The organism is Cellulomonas sp. GTC20042 (genome assembly GCF_055389595.1).
Window position 1 is genome coordinate 1,758,597 of the sequence record NZ_AP043678.1, and the last position, 16,504, is coordinate 1,775,100.

At 73.9% G+C, this 16,504-nt stretch carries 14 protein-coding genes; 13 read left to right on the plus strand and 1 reads right to left on the minus strand.

Annotated features, from left to right (window positions below; translation table 11 throughout):
* Positions 1 to 18 precede the first annotated feature (18 nt).
* The 7 genes from ACZ5HG_RS08085 to ACZ5HG_RS08115 all read left to right on the plus strand — a co-directional run bounded on the left by ACZ5HG_RS08085 (position 19) and on the right by ACZ5HG_RS08115 (position 9,447).
* Complete coding sequence (locus tag ACZ5HG_RS08085; RefSeq protein ID WP_464181673.1) at positions 19 to 315, plus strand: WXG100 family type VII secretion target; 297 nt, start codon at positions 19 to 21, stop codon at positions 313 to 315.
* A gap of 72 nt (positions 316 to 387) precedes the next feature.
* Positions 388 to 4,767 carry an FtsK/SpoIIIE domain-containing protein gene (locus ACZ5HG_RS08090; protein ID WP_464181675.1) on the plus strand — a complete coding sequence of 1,460 codons (4,380 nt, stop codon included), beginning with the start codon at positions 388 to 390 and terminating at the stop codon, positions 4,765 to 4,767.
* A gap of 43 nt (positions 4,768 to 4,810) precedes the next feature.
* Complete coding sequence (locus tag ACZ5HG_RS08095; protein WP_464181677.1) at positions 4,811 to 5,065, plus strand: hypothetical protein; 255 nt, start codon at positions 4,811 to 4,813, stop codon at positions 5,063 to 5,065.
* A gap of 74 nt (positions 5,066 to 5,139) precedes the next feature.
* Positions 5,140 to 7,242, plus strand: coding sequence for a hypothetical protein (locus ACZ5HG_RS08100; protein WP_464181679.1), 2,103 nt, complete (start codon positions 5,140 to 5,142; stop codon positions 7,240 to 7,242).
* An 89-nt stretch (positions 7,243 to 7,331) separates the two neighbouring features.
* On the plus strand, positions 7,332 to 7,991 hold the full coding sequence (locus ACZ5HG_RS08105) for a hypothetical protein (protein ID WP_464181681.1): 660 nt from the start codon (positions 7,332 to 7,334) through the stop codon (positions 7,989 to 7,991).
* 80 nt (positions 7,992 to 8,071) lie between these two features.
* Entirely contained in the window at positions 8,072 to 8,728 is a 657-nt protein-coding gene (locus ACZ5HG_RS08110; RefSeq protein WP_464181683.1) for a hypothetical protein, read from the plus strand.
* Positions 8,729 to 9,072: 344 nt separating this feature from the next.
* Positions 9,073 to 9,447, plus strand: a complete 375-nt coding sequence (locus ACZ5HG_RS08115; protein ID WP_464181684.1) for a hypothetical protein — start codon at positions 9,073 to 9,075, stop codon at positions 9,445 to 9,447.
* A gap of 137 nt (positions 9,448 to 9,584) precedes the next feature.
* Here the strand turns inward: ACZ5HG_RS08115 and ACZ5HG_RS08120 are convergent, their stop codons facing one another.
* Positions 9,585 to 11,768: a RecQ family ATP-dependent DNA helicase gene (locus tag ACZ5HG_RS08120; protein WP_464181686.1), complete on the minus strand. Its 2,184-nt coding sequence runs from the start codon at positions 11,766 to 11,768 to the stop codon at positions 9,585 to 9,587.
* A 110-nt stretch (positions 11,769 to 11,878) separates the two neighbouring features.
* Between ACZ5HG_RS08120 and ACZ5HG_RS08125 the strand changes: the two genes are divergently transcribed.
* The 6 genes from ACZ5HG_RS08125 to ACZ5HG_RS08150 all read left to right on the plus strand — a co-directional run bounded on the left by ACZ5HG_RS08125 (position 11,879) and on the right by ACZ5HG_RS08150 (position 16,483).
* Positions 11,879 to 13,003, plus strand: a complete 1,125-nt coding sequence (locus tag ACZ5HG_RS08125) for a histidinol-phosphate transaminase (RefSeq protein ID WP_464181688.1) — start codon at positions 11,879 to 11,881, stop codon at positions 13,001 to 13,003.
* Complete coding sequence (hisB, locus tag ACZ5HG_RS08130; RefSeq protein ID WP_464181689.1) at positions 13,000 to 13,614, plus strand: imidazoleglycerol-phosphate dehydratase HisB; 615 nt, start codon at positions 13,000 to 13,002, stop codon at positions 13,612 to 13,614. The genes ACZ5HG_RS08125 and hisB overlap by 4 nt, the downstream gene beginning before the upstream one ends.
* On the plus strand, positions 13,611 to 14,240 hold the full coding sequence (locus ACZ5HG_RS08135; RefSeq protein ID WP_464181690.1) for a hypothetical protein: 630 nt from the start codon (positions 13,611 to 13,613) through the stop codon (positions 14,238 to 14,240). Before hisB ends, ACZ5HG_RS08135 begins: the two co-directional genes overlap by 4 nt.
* Before the next feature lie 61 nt (positions 14,241 to 14,301).
* Positions 14,302 to 14,949 carry an imidazole glycerol phosphate synthase subunit HisH gene (gene hisH, locus ACZ5HG_RS08140; protein ID WP_464181692.1) on the plus strand — a complete coding sequence of 216 codons (648 nt, stop codon included), beginning with the start codon at positions 14,302 to 14,304 and terminating at the stop codon, positions 14,947 to 14,949.
* Positions 14,950 to 14,987: 38 nt separating this feature from the next.
* Positions 14,988 to 15,728 (plus strand): bifunctional 1-(5-phosphoribosyl)-5-((5-phosphoribosylamino)methylideneamino)imidazole-4-carboxamide isomerase/phosphoribosylanthranilate isomerase PriA, encoded by a 741-nt coding sequence (gene priA, locus ACZ5HG_RS08145; protein WP_464181694.1) that lies wholly within the window; start codon positions 14,988 to 14,990, stop codon positions 15,726 to 15,728.
* Entirely contained in the window at positions 15,725 to 16,483 is a 759-nt protein-coding gene (locus ACZ5HG_RS08150; protein WP_464181696.1) for an SseB family protein, read from the plus strand. The genes priA and ACZ5HG_RS08150 overlap by 4 nt, the downstream gene beginning before the upstream one ends.
* Positions 16,484 to 16,504 lie beyond the last annotated feature (21 nt).

Sequence of the window (16,504 nt, forward strand, 5' to 3'; positions counted from 1 at the left end):
GTGCAGGAGGGCAGTGCCATGGCGAACCTCAACGTGAGCTACCAGGAGATCGAGCAGGCGGCCACGCGCCTGTCCACCGGCCAGGACGAGCTCACCACCAAGCTGACCGAGCTGCGCACGTTCATCGCGAGCCTGGTGTCCTCCGGCTTCGTCACCGACCAGGCGTCGGTCGCCTTCGGTGAGTCCTACGAGCAGTTCACCACCTCGGCCACCCAGACGGTCGCCGCGCTGACGAACCTCTCGCAGTACCTGCGCAGCACTGCCCAGACGCTGTCCGAGGTGGACGCCCAGCTCGCGGCTGGCCTGCGCGGCTGACCTGTCCCGGGGTGCGGCCGCGGGCCGCGCCCCGGTGCATCGGGTGCTGGGCGGGGACGACGAGGGGGACAGGTGCGCACACGGCTCGGGCTGCGTCGGCCGAACGGTGGCGAGACCGCCGTGGTGGTCACGGCGGACGCCGGTGCGACGGCGGGCGACGTCGCGGATGCGCTGCTGCGCGTCGACCCGGCGTACGGCGCGGAGCCGGGACGCGCGACCCTGCGGCTCTGCCCGCCCAACGCCACCGAGTTCCGCAGCGTCCCCCGGACGGCCACCCTGGTCGAGGCCGGGGTGCGCGCGGGGTCGACGATCGCGGTCGGCCCGGCCGCCGAGCGCTGGTCCGAGCCCGGCACCGCGCCCGCCCTCGCCGCCGCCCGCGTGACCGTGCTCTCCGGCCCCGACGCGGGGCTCGAGATCGACCTGCCCCTCGGGTCCAGCACGGTCGGCCGCGGGCCGGCGAACGACGTGCGCCTCAAGGACCAGATGGTCTCCAAGCTGCACGCCCGCATCGTCGTCGGCGCCGGGGTCGAGATCGTCGACTCCGGATCCTCCAACGGCGTACTCGTCGGTGACGGGCGCGTCGCGCGCACGGTCCTCGGCCCCGAGGACGTCGTCCTGCTCGGGGAGTCCGAGCTCCAGATCCGCCGGCTGCCGCAGGTCGCCGCCTCCGCGGGCGCCGGTGCCGTCACCGCCTTCAACCGATCGCCCCGGGTCGTGCCCCGGTACGTCGAGCGCACCCTGCCGGCCCCCCGAGTCCCCGAGCCGGTGAAGCCGCAGAAGTTCCCGCTGCTCGCCTTCGTCGCCCCCGTGGTGATGGGCGGTGCGATGTACGCGATGACCCGCAACCCGTTGACCCTGATGTTCGTCGCCCTGAGCCCGCTGCTGATGGCCGGCACCTGGTTCCAGCGATGGTCGGGGGAACGGCGGCGGGTGCGCGACGAGACCGCCGCGTTCCGCACCGGGATGGACCTGCTCGTCGAGCAGGTCGCCGGCGAGCACCGGCGCGAGGTCGAGGTCCGGCTCGCCGAGGTGCCGTCGAGCGGTCGTGCCGTGGACGACGCGCTGCGCCTGAGCCCGGGCCTCTGGAGCCACCGGCCCGACCAGGCGGGGTTCCTCACGCTGCGCGCCGGCACGGGCAGCAGCAGGTCGCGCACCACCGTCGAGGCGCAGGCCCGGGGTGCCGCGGACCCGGTGCTCTGGGACGAGCAGCAGGCGGCCCTGCGCGGCATGGAGACCGTCGACGGCGTCCCGCTGGTCGCCGACCTGCGAGCCTGCCGGTCCTTCGGCGTGGCGGGTGCCGATCCGGTCGCGCAGGCCGTGGCGCGCGGGCTCGTCGCGCAGCTCGTCTCGCTGCACTCGCCCTCCGAGCTGGTGCTCGCCGCGGTCACCTCGGCGGCGAGCGCACCCCGGTGGCAGTGGCTGAGCTGGCTGCCGCACGTCGCCAGCCCGCACAGCCCGCTGCCCGCGCACCTCGCGTCGAGCCCGGCCGCGTGCACCGCCGTGGTCACCGGCATCGAGGAGCTGGTCGCGGCCCGTACCGCCGCGGGCGGCCGCCCGAGCACCGTGCCCTCGGTGGTGCTGCTGGTGGAGGACGACACCCCGGCCGAGCGTGGCCGCCTGGTCCGGCTCGCGGAAGAGGGCGCCGCTGTCGGGGTGCACGTGCTCTGGTGCGCCGCCGTGCCGCACCAGCTCCCGGCGGCCTGCCGCAGCTTCCTGGTGGTCGACGGCGCGGGTGCGCGCCTGGGCAGCACCGCGGACGGCGTCTGGAGCGATCTCGCCTGCGAGCCGATGAGCGCGGAGGCCGCCCTGGCGCTCGCCCGGCACCTCGCCGGCGTGGTGGACGCGGGGGCGCCGACGATCGACGAGTCCGACCTCCCGCGGGCGGTCGACTACCTCGCGCTGACCGGTCAGGAGCTCGCCCAGGACGCGACCGCCGCGCTCGAGCGCTGGCACGAGACCGGGTCGGTGCTCGACCGCAGCGGTGCGCCGCCGGTGCGGCGACGGTCCGACGCCCCGCTGCGCGGGCTCGTGGGTCAGGGTGCGGACGGGGAGTTCGTGCTCGATCTGCGGGCGCAGGGTCCGCACGCGCTGGTGGGTGGGACGACCGGGTCGGGCAAGAGCGAGTTCCTGCAGGCGTGGGTGCTCGGCATGGCGGCGGCGCACAGCCCGGACCGGGTGACGTTCCTGTTCGTCGACTACAAGGGTGGCGCGGCGTTCGCGGACTGCGTGGACCTGCCGCACTGCGTGGGTCTGGTCACCGACCTGTCCCCGCACCTGGTGCGGCGCGCGCTGGCCTCGCTGCGGGCCGAGCTGCGTCACCGCGAGCACCTGCTCAACCAGGCCGGTGCCAAGGACCTGCTCACCCTCGAGCGTGCCGGCGACCCGCGCACGCCGCCGGCGCTGGTGATCGTGATCGACGAGTTCGCGGCCCTGGTGCAGGAGGTGCCGGAGTTCGTCGACGGGGTGGTCGACGTCGCCCAGCGTGGCCGCTCCCTCGGTCTGCACCTGATCCTGGCGACCCAGCGCCCGGCGGGGGTGATCAAGGACAACCTGCGCGCCAACACCAACTTGCGCATCGCGCTGCGGATGGCCGACGAGCACGACTCCACCGACGTGCTCGGATCGCCGATGGCCGCGCAGTTCGACCCCCGGGTGCCCGGGCGGGGTGCGGTGCGCACCGGGCCGGGACGGCTCGCCATGTTCCAGACCGGCTACGTCGGCGGACGCAGCGACGCCGCACCCGCCGCACCGGCCGTCAGCATCGAGACCCTCACCTTCGGACCCGGGGAGGTGTGGGACGTGCCCGCCGCGGCCGATCCCGGCGCCGCTTCCGTCGAGGGGCCGACCGACGCCGCCCGCCTCGTGCGGACGCTCGGGGCCGCCGCGCAGGTCGCCCGCGTGCCCGCGCCGCGTCGCCCGTGGCTGCCCGAGCTGCCGACCGTCGTCCCGCTCGACCTCGCGGGAACCCACCCCGACGGCGCGCTGCCGCTCGGCCTGGTCGACGTGCCCGCCGAGCAGGCGCAGGTGCCCTTCGTGTACCGGCCCGACGAGGACGGGTCCGTGGTCGCCTTCGGCACCTCCGGCGCCGGCAAGTCCACCTTCCTGCGCTCGGTCGCGGTCTCCGCGGCCACCGCGCGCGGCCACGTGCGCCTCTACGGGCTCGACTTCGCCGGCGGGGCGCTGAGCGTGCTCGACGCGCTGCCGCAGGTCGGGTCGATCGTCCCCGGCGGCGACTCCGAGCGTGTCGTGCGCATCGTCACCGACCTCGTCGCGCTCCTGGACGCGCGCGCCGTCGCCTTCGCCGCCGCGCGCGCCGCCACGCTGGCCGAGTACCGCACGCTCACCGGGACCGACGAGCCGCGGGTCCTGCTGCTCGTCGACGGCCTCGCCGCGTTCCGGGACGCCTTCGAGCAGGACACCCAGGGCATGAAGGCGGTCGCCGGCTTCGCCCGGCTGCTGGCGGAGGGCCGCCCGCTCGGCGTGCACGTCGTCATGTCCGCCGAGCGGCCGCACGCGCTGTCCACCTCGATGGCCGCCTCCGTCGCGACCCGGATCGTCATGCGCCAGAGCGACGAGAACGCCGCCGTGCAGCTCGGGATCGCCCGCGACGCCCTCGGCGACGACCCTGCCGCCGGTCGGGCCGTGCTCGCCGGCGGCACCGACGAGCTCCAGATCGCCGTGCCCGGTGGGGGCGCCGACATCGCCACGCAGGCCGGGGTGATCGACCAGATCGCCGCCGCTCTGCACGCGGCCGGCACCCCGCGGGCCCCCGCCGTCCGCCGGCTCGAGGCGATCATCCCGGCCGCTTCGCTGCCCGACGCCGTCGGCGGCGACCCGGTGCTCGGCGTGGCCGACTCCACCCTCGAGCCGATCGGCTTCGACCGGCGCGGCACCCTCATGGTCGCCGGCATGACCGGCTCCGGGCGCACCACCACCCTCGTCGCCCTCGCGCACGCCTTACGCCGGCACCTGCCCGACGCCCCGGTCTACTACATCGGCCCCCGCCGCTCGCCGGCCGCCCAGGCCTCCTGCTGGACGCGGATGGCGCACCGGCCCCCGGAGGTCGCCGAGCTGCTCGCGGAGGTCCAGCCGCTGCTCGACCAGTCCGCGGACGACATCCCGCCGGTCACCCTGGTCGTCGAGGCGCTCACCGACCTCGCCGCCACCGAGGTCGAGATGCCGCTCGCTGCTGCCGTCCGCGCCGCCAAGCGCAACGGGCACCTGGTGATCGGCGAGGCCGAGACGACGACCTGGGGATCGATCAGCCCGCCCGTCGCCGAGCTGCGCAAGGCCCGCCGTGGTCTGGTCCTGCAACCCACGCAGGACGACGGCGGCGCGCTGATGGGCGTGACCTTCCCGCGTCTGACCACCGCCGACTTCCCGCCCGGTCGCGGGCTCTACGTCGCCGCCGGACGGATGCACCGCGTGCAGGTGCCTCTACCACCCGGGTGAGCACCGCCCGCCGACCGATCGTTCGACTCCGTGAGGATTCACCGTGGCTGACCTGTTGATCGACGCCCGCGCCATTCGTGATGCCGGTTCCGGTATCCGTGATGTCTCGCGGATGATGCCCGATCCGGGGTGGGGTCCGTCGTGCGCGAGCGGGTCGGCGGACGTCGATGCGGCGTTGCGCGCGCTCACCCCGACCGTGGTGAACCAGCTGCTGGGTGCCGCGGGGGAGATGTTCCGGATCGGTCAGGGGACCGCTGATGCCGTGCAGGTGTTCCTCGACACCGACGCGGCGATCTGAGGGGGGTTGGCGTGGTGCAGTGGACTGCTCAGGATCCGGGTGCGGGGGATACCGCGGGGGTGCGTGCACGGGCGATGGCGATGGACACCCTGGTGCGGTGCCTGGACGATGCGCGTTCGCGGTTCCGGGGTCATGTCGACGGGGTGACGCCGGTGGTGTGGTCGGGTCAGGCCGGTGAAGCGTTCCGCGCCACGGGGGCGTCGTATCTGGCGGATCTGGGTGTGCTGATCAACGCGTTGGCGCCGTATGCGGCGGCGTTGCAGACCTATGCGGGTGAGGTCGAGTCGATCGCGGACGAGGCTGCGCGGATCGAGCGGTCGTGGCAGGACGCGCAGGACGACATCACCGCGGCGCGGCGGGTGGTCCCGCACTACGCGCAGAGCGACGACCTGACCGACGCGCAGAAGCGTGCGCAGTCGAGCCTGGTCGCGGCGCGCCGGGTGCAGTCCGGTCTGGAGCTGCAGCGCGAGGACCTGGTGGCGCGCAGGCAGTCCGCGGATCGGATCGCGGCCGGGGCGTTGCGGGCCGCGCCGGTGGCTGACTGGCAGGTGGTGGGTGCGGCGATGGCCGCGGCGGGGATGACGCGTCCGGAGGAGTTCACGACGCTGGCGGTGCGTGATGCGCTGGTCGAGCTGTCCGAGCAGGTGTTGGACGGTGACCCGGATGCGGTGGCCGGGTTGTCGGCGTTGCTGGCGGCATGGGGTGGGTCGGCGACGTTGATGAGCCAGTACTTCGACACCCTCGGGGGCGGGAAGACCGTCGAGGTCCTCGACCTGCTCGGGGACGAGATCTACGCCGGCCGGATGGACTCGGATGACGGGTTGGGTCTGGCGCTCGCGCTGCGGTCCGCGCTCGCGCTGGCGTCGACCACGTGGAGCAGCACGAAGGCGCGGTCCTTCGCCGCGGACCTGTTCAACGCGCCGGAGGCGGCGTCGGTGGTCGGGTTCCTGTTCGGCGACCCGGGCGAGTCCCCGATGGGTGAGCGGTTCACGGTCGCGGCGGCCGATCTCATCGACGAGCGTGAGCGGCTCGGGGTGGGGGCGTGGTTCGCGGCGCTGCCCGGTGGTGGCCTGGTGCTGGCGAACCTGGCCGACCCCGATCAGCCCGGGCGCGCGGTTGATCCGGCCTCGGCGGTGCTCGAGACGCTGGGGGGCTATCCGGACGCGGCACTGGCCTGGCTGACCGCCGGCGGTGACGCGGGGAATGGGTTCCCGCGGATCGACTACTGGTTCGGTGAGCGGGACTGGTCCGGTGACGGGTTTGTCGGCATCACGGCGCTGTGGGACGGGATGCAGACCGCGACCGGCGGACCGATGACCTATCCGGAGTACGACCCGGCGACCTGGGACGCCCTGGCCGCAGCGAACGCGCGTGTGTTCCAGAGACTGGCGGACAACCACGCGTTCATCGCGGAGCACACCTCGATCGAGGCGCAGACCCACCTCGCCGAGGCCATCGCCGCACAGCTGCCACTGCTCACCGAGAACGCCGTCTACCTGATCGGCTCGGACGGCGAATGCGGCAGCGACCTAGTCTCGGAGAGGCCGATTCCAGGTCTCGGACTCCGCCTCGTGCCGAACGTGACGCCGGGGGCGTTGACGGAGGTCTTTGGCATCGCCGCCTTCGACCCGGGTGTGCGGGCGACGCTGGACGTCGCGGTGCAGGAGTTCCAGAACAAGATGCTCGCGACGATCGGACAACCGGTCACCTACGGTCCCCTGGGCGCGATCGAGCGCGCCGCCATGCTGCAAGGCCTGATCGACGGTGCCTCGGGAGGGGCGACGCTCAACGTCGCCGCGCGGCACGACGAGATCGTGTCCGGTGGCATCTCCTCCGCGGAGTCGATCGCCGGCGTCGCGACGGCGTTCATCCCGGTCAAGCCGGTGCCCGGCCTCATGATCGACGGGATCGTGGGAGGACTCGCCGACGGCGCACGCTGGTGGAGCAGCACCTACGACTCGGTGCATGCCGCAGTCGCCGCAGAGAACGGGACCCAGCAGGACACGCTTCGCGGCGTGGTCGAGCGACTCGTGGCGGAGCACGTCACCGATGACATGCTCGCCGACGACGCGATGCTCCACGGCCCGACCGACCGCTCCGCTACGGTCGCCAAGATCGTCTCCGACTACTACACGATGGCCGACACCGTCGACGACAAACCCCAGGAGTGCGAGTGAACAGGCGGGTATACCGGGCGATGGCGATCGGGGTAGGTGCCGCTCTGGCGCTGGTGGGGTGTGCGCCTGACCCTGCGCCGAGTGATCCGGTGGTGCAGCAGGTCGAGTGGCACACCGAAGGTGCTCCCGACGTGCTGTGGCCGAACGGGTTGCCCGATGACGGCCGATGGGCGGATGACGAGTGGGTAGCGGCCTACCGGCAGTTCGAGGTGTTGGAGGCAGTGGGTCGCTACATGCGTGACTTCTCCGACTCAGGGTTCGTGGCCCTGGTCGGTGGGCAGTACACGCCGTTCTACGACACGCGGGCGGTTCGCGACGAGGGTCGCGACATGCCGTATCTGCCGGGACCGGCACCGAGCATCGTCCTGGATGTCGAGGAGGATGATGACCAGGCCGTGGTGTCGGTGTGTCGGGTGCAGGCATGGGCATTCACGTCGGACGAGGACTTCCGGGACTTGCCCCCGCTGGATGGCTACGGTGATCGCGCCGAGTTCACCGTGCGTCGCGAGGGCGGCGCTCTGGTGATCGCGAAGCGGGTGTACGGGTTGGGGTTATGCGATCTGGATGGGGTGCGGGTGGGGGAGTTCGATCCGCCGCCTCCGTACGGCGAGGCGTTCGACTACCTGTCGTTCCTCGGTGTTGACGGCGAGCCGTACTGGTACACGTTTGCTCCGAGCCTGCCGCCGAACACGGAGCTGCTTCCCGAGCCGACGGCCACGGCCTCGGCGGAGCCGGGTGCTGACGGGTGAAGTGTCGCTGGGGGCCGTCTCTGCTCGCGGTGGTTCTGTTGGCGGGATGTGCGCCGGGTCCGGCGCCGAGTGATCCGGTCGTGCAGCAGGTCGAGTGGCGCACCGAGGGCGCGCCCGACGTGCTGTGGCCGAACGGGTTGCCCGACGACGGCCGGTGGGCGGATGACGAATGGGTGGCGGCCTACCGGCAGTTCGAGCTGCTGATGGCTGTCGGCATGTACATGCGTGACTACTCCAATCCGGAGTTCGTTGCCCTGGTCGGCGGGGAGTTCGCACCGGAGTTCAACGTGAGCGTCGTGAGCGACGAGGGCCGTGGCTACAAGTACTTCCCTGGTCCTGCGCCGAGCATCGTGCTGGGGGTCGACGAGGATGGGGACCAGGCCGTGGTGTCGGTGTGCCGGGTGCAGGCATGGGCATTCACCTCGGACGAGGACTTCCGGGACCTACCACCGCTGGATGGCACGGGCGACCGCGCGGAGATCACGGTGCGTCGCGAGGGCGATGCTCTGTTGATCGCGGAGCGGGAGTACAGGTTGGGGATGTGTGATCTGGACGGGGTGCGGGTGGGGGAGTTCGATCCGCCACCCCCGTACGGTGAGCCCTTCGACTACCTGTCGATCCTCGGCGTGGACGGCGAGCCGTACTGGTACACGTTCATCGAGGGCTATCCGGAAGCGAAGAAGTGGGTCACCGACCCGACCGCCACGGCGACGGCGGAGCCGGGTGCTGACGGGTGAGGTTCCGCCGGGGGCTGTCGGTGCTCGCGGTAGAGCTACTCGCGGGGTGCACGTTGCCGTCGGATCAGCAGCCCCCGGCCCCCGGCCCTTCGACATCCGTGACGGTCGGTGAGACGGCGGCGGGTGAGCCGCTGCAGATCGTGTGGCCCTACGGGGAGCCGGACGACGGGAAGTGGGCAGACGACATCGCTGTGAAGACCTTCCGCCAGCACAAGATGGCGATTGCGGTCGCGCGCTACACGCACGACTGGTCATCTCCCGATCTCGCGGCCTCCACTCGCAGGTGGTTGTACGAGCAGTACTAAGACGCACAGCTGCGCGAGGCACGGAGTCATCCGGAGGGCGTGACGCCCACGGACGATGGACCGGACGGCCCGGGTGGCGCTGTCATCGTGGATGTGGTCGAAAGGTCTGATGGTGCCTATCTGGTGAGTTCGTGCGTGCCCATCGGTGGCGTGAACGGGCAGGATCTGCGTGATGCTGAGCCCGTGCTGATCGAGTCGTTGCTCGAGATCGAGGACGGGGTGCTCAAGGTGACCGACCCCAGGTACTCACACACCAAGGACCCGGGTGCGGGTCTCGGCGGCGCGTGTGACGGCACCATGGCGGGTCTGCGATACGGGTACTTCGACCCGGGGCCTGCGGACTCGGGCGTGTGGACGGTGGACGACCTCGTGTCGCCCGACGGAGTCCGAGGCGACACGAACCCCGACTGGTGACGTGCTGACTTTCGCGCCGATGGTGAAGAGCGCCTACCGTGACGCCCTCTCCCGAACGGGTTCTTCGACCCGGACCCGGTGGAGTCGGGTGCGCGTTCGGTGGACTACCTCGCGTCGCCTGACGGCGTCGCGACCGATCACCCCACGCCCAGCACGAACGGCAGCACCGCCTCCGCCCCCGCGAGCCGTAGCAGCCGCGCGCCGACGGTGAGCGTCCAGCCGGAGTCGGTGCGGTCGTCCACCAGCAGCACCGTCCGCCCGGGCAGCCCGGCGGCCGCCGCGGGGCCGAGGTCCAGGTCGAGCCGGCGGGCGACGGCGGCGAGCCGGTGCGCGGAGTTCACGTCGTGCCGGGTGGGCGGGCTGTCCGGCCGGGGGGCGAGGGCGCCGACGACGGGGATGCCGAGGTGCCGGGCCACGCCGTGCGCGAGCTGTTCGACCAGCGCGGGGCGGGTGGCGGAGCGCACGAGCACGACGCCGGCGGGCCGGTGCTCGGGCTGCCAGGCGTCGAGGGTGGCGAGCACGGGGTCGCGCAGCGCCACCGGGAGCCCCGCGTCCGGGTCGGCCTCGCCGCCGAACAGGTCGCGCAGCAGGCCGCCCCAGCCGACCGAGTCGAGGCGGGCCACGGCGCGTCCGGTGCCGGCGCGCTCGTCCTCGGGGATCCGGCCGGACAGCTCGACGCCGAGGGTCGCCATGCCGCTGGGCCACTGGCGGCGTGGCTCGACGGCGACGCCGGCGGCGGTGAGCAGGGCCTGCGCGCCGGCGACGTGGGCGGCGTCCGGGGTGGTGCCGGCGGTGCGTCCGGTGCAGCGGTCGCAGCGTCCGCACTGCCAGCCGGCGGCGTCGGGGCCGGCGGTGGCGCCGACCAGCTCGGGGTCGTCCAGGGCTCGGCGCAGGTGCGCCATCCGGCAGCCCTCGCCGGTGACGTAGTCGACCATCGACTGCTGCTCGTCGTGGCGGGTGGCGCTGACCCGGGCGTAGCGCTCGGCGTCGTAGGACCACGGCGCGCCGGTGGCCTCCCAGCCGCCGCGTACCCGCCGCACGGCGCCGTCGACGTCCAGCACCTTGAGCATCTGCTCCAGCCGTGACCGGCGCAGCGAGACGTGCGTCTCCAGAGCGGCGGTGGACAGGGTGCCGGCCTCGCCGAGCGCGCGCAGGGCGGCCCGCACGTCGTCCTCGGGCGGGAACGCGGTGGACGCGAACCACTCCCAGATCGCGCGGTCCTCACGTCCCGGCAGCAGCACGGCGCTGGCGCGGCCGCCGACGGCCTCGGCGGCACGACCGGCACGGCCGACCTGCTGGTAGTACGCGATCGGGGACGAGGGCGCGCCCACGTGCACCACGAAGCCGAGATCGGGCTTGTCGAAGCCCATGCCGAGGGCGGAGGTCGCCACCAGCGCCTTCACCCGGTTCGCCAGCAGGTCGGCCTCGGAGACCTCGCGCTCGGCGGGGTCGGTCTGGCCGGTGTAGGTGCGCACGTCGATCCCTGCGCCGCGCAGGTGCTCGGTGACCTGCTGCGCGGCCGCGATCGTCAGGCAGTAGACGATGCCGGAGCCGGTCATCGCCGGGAGGTTCTGCGCCAGCCAGGCGAGCTGTCCGGCGGTGTCGGGCAGCCGGACGACGGACAGGTCGAGGCTGGACCGGTCGAGCGGGCCGCGCAGCACGAGTACGTCGTCGTGGGCGGCGGTGCCGAGCTGCTCGGCGACGTCGGCGGTGACCCGCGCGTTCGCGGTGGCGGTGGTGGCCAGCACGGGGATGCCCGCCGGCAGCTCGGCGAGCAGGGTGCGGATCCGCCGGTAGTCGGGCCGGAAGTCGTGGCCCCAGTCGGAGATGCAGTGCGCCTCGTCGATCACCACCAGCCCGGCGTCGGCCGCCAGCCGGGGCAGCACCTCGTCGCGGAACTGCGGGTGGGTCAGCCGCTCGGGGGAGACCAGCAGCACGTCGACCTCGCCGGCGGCGATCTGCTCGTGCACGGCGTCCCACTCGGTGACGTTGGCGGAGTTGAGGGTGGCGGCGCGCACCCCGGCACGCTGGGCGGAGGCGACCTGGTTGCGCATGAGCGCGAGCAGCGGGGAGACCAGTACGGTCGGCCCGGCGCCCCGGGCACGCAGCAGGGCAGTGGCGACGAAGTAGACCGCGGACTTGCCCCAGCCGGTGCGCTGCACGACGAGCGCCCGCCGGTGATCGGTGACCAGCGCGTCGATCGCCCGCCACTGGTCGTCGCGCAGCCGGGCGTCCTCACGGCCCACCAGCCGGCGCAGCACCGCCTCGGCCTCCGTGCGCAGGTCGGCCGAGGGGACGGGGTGCAGGTCGGTGTCGCTCATCGGGATCGACCCTAACCACGCCCGCCGACACGACCGCCCCGCTCCGTGCACCTGAGCATTCGCTGAGACGTGCCCCGGCGTCCACGGCTCACGTGGATACGATCGGCCGCGTGACCACCGCACCCGATCCCACCCCCGCACCGGTGCTCCCGCTGCGCCCCGAGCTGGCCGGCAGCGCGCCCTACGGCGCCCCGCAGCTCGCGGTGCCGAACCTGCTCAACGTCAACGAGAACCCGTACCCGCCCTCGCCCGAGGTCGTCGCGGACATCGCCGCGGCGGTGGCGGAGGCGGCGGCGGGGCTCAACCGCTACCCGGACCGTGAGTTCCTCGACCTGCGCGCCGACCTCGCCGACTACCTGGCTGTCGAGTCCGGCGTGCGGGTGGCCCCGGAGCAGGTGTGGGCCGCCAACGGCTCGAACGAGGTCATGCTGCACGTGCTCCAGGCCTTCGGCGGCCCCGGGCGCACCGCGTTGTCCTTCGCGCCGACGTACTCGATGTACCCCGAGTACGCCCGGGACACCCACACCCGCTGGGTCGCCGGTCGCCGCACCGAGCAGTTCGAGGTCGATCCCGCGCAGGCCCGCGCGCTGATCGCGGCCGAACAGCCCTCGGTGGTCCTGCTGACCAGCCCGAACAACCCCACCGGCACCTCGCTGGAGCTCGACGTGGTGCGCGAGGTGCTCGCCGCCGCCGCCGAGGTGCCGGGCGGCTGCGTGGTGGTGGTGGACGAGGCGTACGCGGAGTTCCGCCGCGAGGGGGTCGACTCGGCGCTGACCCTGCTGGCCGACCACCCGCACCTCGCGGTGAGCCGCACCATGTCCAAGGCGTTCGGCCTCGCGGGCGCGCGCGTCGGGTACCTGGCCGCCTCGCGGGCGTTCGTGGACGCGCTGCGCGTGGTCCGGCTGCCGTACCACCTGTCCGCGGTGACCCAGGCGGTCGCCCGTGCGGCGCTGCGGCACCGCGAGGAGCTGATGGCGCAGATCGGGTCGCTGCGGTCCGAGCGGGACGAGCTGGTGCTGTGGCTGCGCGACCGGGGGATCCGGGTGGCGGAGTCCGACGCGAACTTCGTGCTGTTCGGCGTGTTCGAGGAGCGGCACGCGGTGTGGCAGGGTCTGCTGGACCGGGGCGTGCTGATCCGTGAGGTCGGCCCCGAGGGATGGCTGCGGGTGTCGGTCGGCACCCCGCAGGAGACGGCGGCGTTCAAGGCCGCGCTGGTGGAGGTGGTGGGGCTGTGAGCAGCACGACGGGCGGGCGCACCGCACGGATCGAGCGGACGACGAGCGAGTCGACGGTCCTGGTCGAGGTGGACCTGGACGGCACCGGCCGCACCGAGATCGACACCACGGTGCCGTTCTACGACCACATGCTCACCGCGCTGGGCAAGCACTCGCTGATCGACCTGACCGTGCGCGCCACCGGCGACACCCAGATCGATGCGCACCACACCGTCGAGGACGTGGCGATCTGCCTGGGCGAGGCGCTGCGCGAGGCGCTGGGCGACAAGCGGGGGATCGCGCGCTTCGGCGACGCGACCGTGCCGCTGGACGAGGCGCTGGCGCAGGCCGTCGTGGACGTGTCCGGCCGCCCCTACCTCGTGCACACCGGCGAGCCCGCCGGGCAGGAGTACCACCTGATCGGCGGGCACTTCACCGGCTCGCTGACCCGGCACGTGCTGGAGTCGATCGCGCACCACGCCGCCTTCGGCATCCACGTCCGCGTGCTCGCGGGCCGCGACCCGCACCACATCGTCGAGGCGCAGTTCAAGGCGCTGGCCCGCGCCCTGCGCGCGGCGGTCGCCCTGGACCCGCGGGTCGACGGCGTGCCGAGCACCAAGGGCGCGCTGTGAGCGTCGACGACCCGCGCCCCGGCGGCGAGGGTCCCGGCGAGGACGACGACCTCGGCATCGAGATCCCGGACGACCTGTCCGGGCTCGACGCCCTGCTCGGTCCCGACGCCACGGCTGCGCTCGACCGCGCCCCCGGTGCCTCCGACGGCGCTACCGGTGCGTCCGACGCCGCCGCCGCGGCGGCCGAGCCGGAGGACGAGCCGGTGCTCGCCGTGCTGGTGACCCAGGTCGCCGGCGCCCGTCCGCTGGCCGCCGCCTGCGCGCTCGCCGGGATCGAGGCCGACACCGTCGCGTCCCCGGTCGGTGCGCTCGCCGTGCTGCGCGACGTCTCCACCGCCGCCGTCGTCGCGACCGCCGCGGGCGACCTGTCCCGGGTGCTGCGCCTCTCGCCGGTGATCCTGCTGGACCGCCGCGGTGGTCGCATCGCGGCGAGCCGGTGGCTCGGCGGGGCTCAGGAGGACGAGCTCGCGGCCGGGCTCGTGCTGTCGGGAGCCCCCGAGGTGCTCGAGGACCTGGTGGTCGGCGGCACCTCCGTGCAGGACGTGCCGGGCGTGCAGACCAGCGTGGGCATGTCCCGCTGGGCGGCGATGCGCGCGCTCGCCGGCCGCAAGGGCTCCAAGGGCTGACGCGCGTTCCGCTCGCCGGACGTGCGGCGTGCCGGGCCCCGCGGACGGTTAGCCTGACCCCGTGCCCAGCCAGCCTCGTGTCGTCGTCCTCGACTACGGATTCGGCAACGTCCGGTCCGCGGTGCGCGCCCTGGAACGGGTCGGCGCGCATGTCGAGCTGACCGCCGACGCGCGTGCGGCGGGGGAGGCCGACGGCCTGGTGGTGCCGGGTGTGGGCGCCTTCGCGGCCGTGATGGCCGGCCTGCGCGAGGTCCGGGGCGACCAGATCGTCGACCGGCGGCTCGCCGGCGGTCGTCCGGTGCTCGGCATCTGCGTCGGCATGCAGGTGATGTTCGGCTCCGGCGACGAGCACGGCGTGCTGACCGACGGGCTGGGGGAGTGGCCCGGGCTGGTGGACCGGCTCGAGGCCGAGGTCGTGCCGCACATGGGCTGGTCCACGGTCGACGCCCCCGAGGGCACGGTGCTCTTCGACGGCGTGCAGGACGAGCGGTTCTACTTCGTGCACTCCTACGCCGCCCGGTCGTTCCCGCTGCTGACCGAGGGCGACCCGGACCGGTTCGCGCTGCCGCGGGTGACCTGGGCCGACCACGGCGGCCGGTTCGTCGCCGCGGTGGAGAACGGTCCGCTGTCCGCCACGCAGTTCCACCCGGAGAAGTCCGGCGACGCCGGCGCCCGCCTGCTCGAGAACTGGGTGCGCTCGCTGTCCTGAGCGCGAGCAGCCCCCACCCCACCCGAACGAGGAGATCCATGTCCGACCGTCTGCAGCTCCTGCCCGCCGTCGACGTCGCCGACGGACAGGCCGTCCGGCTGGTCCAGGGCGAGGCCGGGTCCGAGACCAGCTACGGCGACCCGCTGGCCGCCGCGCTCGACTGGCACGCCGGCGGCGCCGAGTGGATCCACCTGGTCGACCTGGACGCGGCCTTCGGCCGGGGGTCGAACGCCCCGCTGCTCGCCGACGTCGCCCAGGTGCTGTCCGGCAAGGGGGTCAAGGTCGAGCTGTCGGGCGGCATCCGCGACGACGCCTCGCTGGAGCGGGCGCTGGGCACCGGCGCCACCCGGGTCAACCTCGGCACCGCCGCCCTGGAGGACCCGGAGTGGACCGCCGACGCCATCGCCCGGCACGGCGACGCCATCGCGGTCGGCCTGGACGTGCGCGGCACCACGCTCGCCGCGCGCGGCTGGACCCGTGAGGGCGGCGACCTGTGGGAGGTGCTGGCCCGGCTCGACGCCGCCGGCTGCGCCCGCTACGTGGTGACCGACGTGACGAAGGACGGCACCCTGCGCGGCCCGAACGTCGACCTGCTGCGCGAGGTGTGCGCGCGGACCGACGCCCCGGTGGTCGCCTCCGGCGGGATCTCCTCGCTGGACGACCTGGTGGCGCTGCGTGCGCTGGTCGGCGAGGGTGTCGAGGGGGCGATCGTGGGCAAGGCGCTGTACGCGGGGGCCTTCACGCTGCCCGAGGCCCTGGACGTCGCCGGCCGGCCGTGACCGGGCGCGCGCTGCCGCCCTCCTCGCCCTTCGCGGGCGACGACGGGCGGGCGGACCCGGCGCTGGCGGCGGTGCTCGCCGCGCACGCCGCCGGTGACGCCGACGTGGCCGCGGTGGTGGCCGCGCTCGCCGGGACGCGGGTGCTGGTGCCGGTGCTCGCGGAGCTGGAGTCCGCCGAGACCGTCGAGGTCGGCGGGCACGCGCACACCGTGGAGAAGGAGGCCTCCGCCGGGATCGTCGCGCTGCGCGCCCCGGACGGACGGACCGCGCTGCCGGTGTTCTCCAGCGTGCAGGCCGTCGCCGCCTGGCGTGCGGACGCTCGTCCGGTGCCCAGCGAGATCGCCCGTGCCGCGCTGTCGGCGGTGACCGAGGGCTGGGAGCTGCTGGTGCTCGACCCGGGCGGCCCGGTGACGGTGCTGCTGCCCCGCCCTGCCGTGTGGGCGCTCGCGCAGCAGCAGGAGTGGCGTCCCGCGGTGCCGGGCGTCGGCGAGCGCCGCGCGGTGGACCCCGAGGTGCGCGACGCGGTGCGGGCGACGCTGTCCGGGGTGCCCGGCCTGCTGCACGCGGACCGCGGACCGGTGGTCGCGGTGGACGCCGAGCCGGGTCGCCGCGCCGAGGTCGCCGTGGCGCTGACACTGGTGCCCGGCCTGGACCGGACCGCGCTGGACGCGGTGCTGCGTCGGGTCGGCGACGCCCTGGCGACGGACGAGACGGTCACCCGCCGGGTCGACTCGCTCGAGATGCGCCTGTCCTGATCCCTGCGCGGTCCTGATCCC

Coding starts and splice junctions, on each gene's coding strand:
- ACZ5HG_RS08120 (WP_464181686.1), bottom strand. CDS start 11,768: ATGAGCGACACCGACCTGCACCCCGTCCCCTCGGCCGACCTGCGCACG.
- ACZ5HG_RS08100 (WP_464181679.1), top strand. CDS start 5,140: ATGGCGATGGACACCCTGGTGCGGTGCCTGGACGATGCGCGTTCGCGG.
- priA (WP_464181694.1), top strand. CDS start 14,988: ATGTCCGACCGTCTGCAGCTCCTGCCCGCCGTCGACGTCGCCGACGGA.
- ACZ5HG_RS08085 (WP_464181673.1), top strand. CDS start 19: ATGGCGAACCTCAACGTGAGCTACCAGGAGATCGAGCAGGCGGCCACG.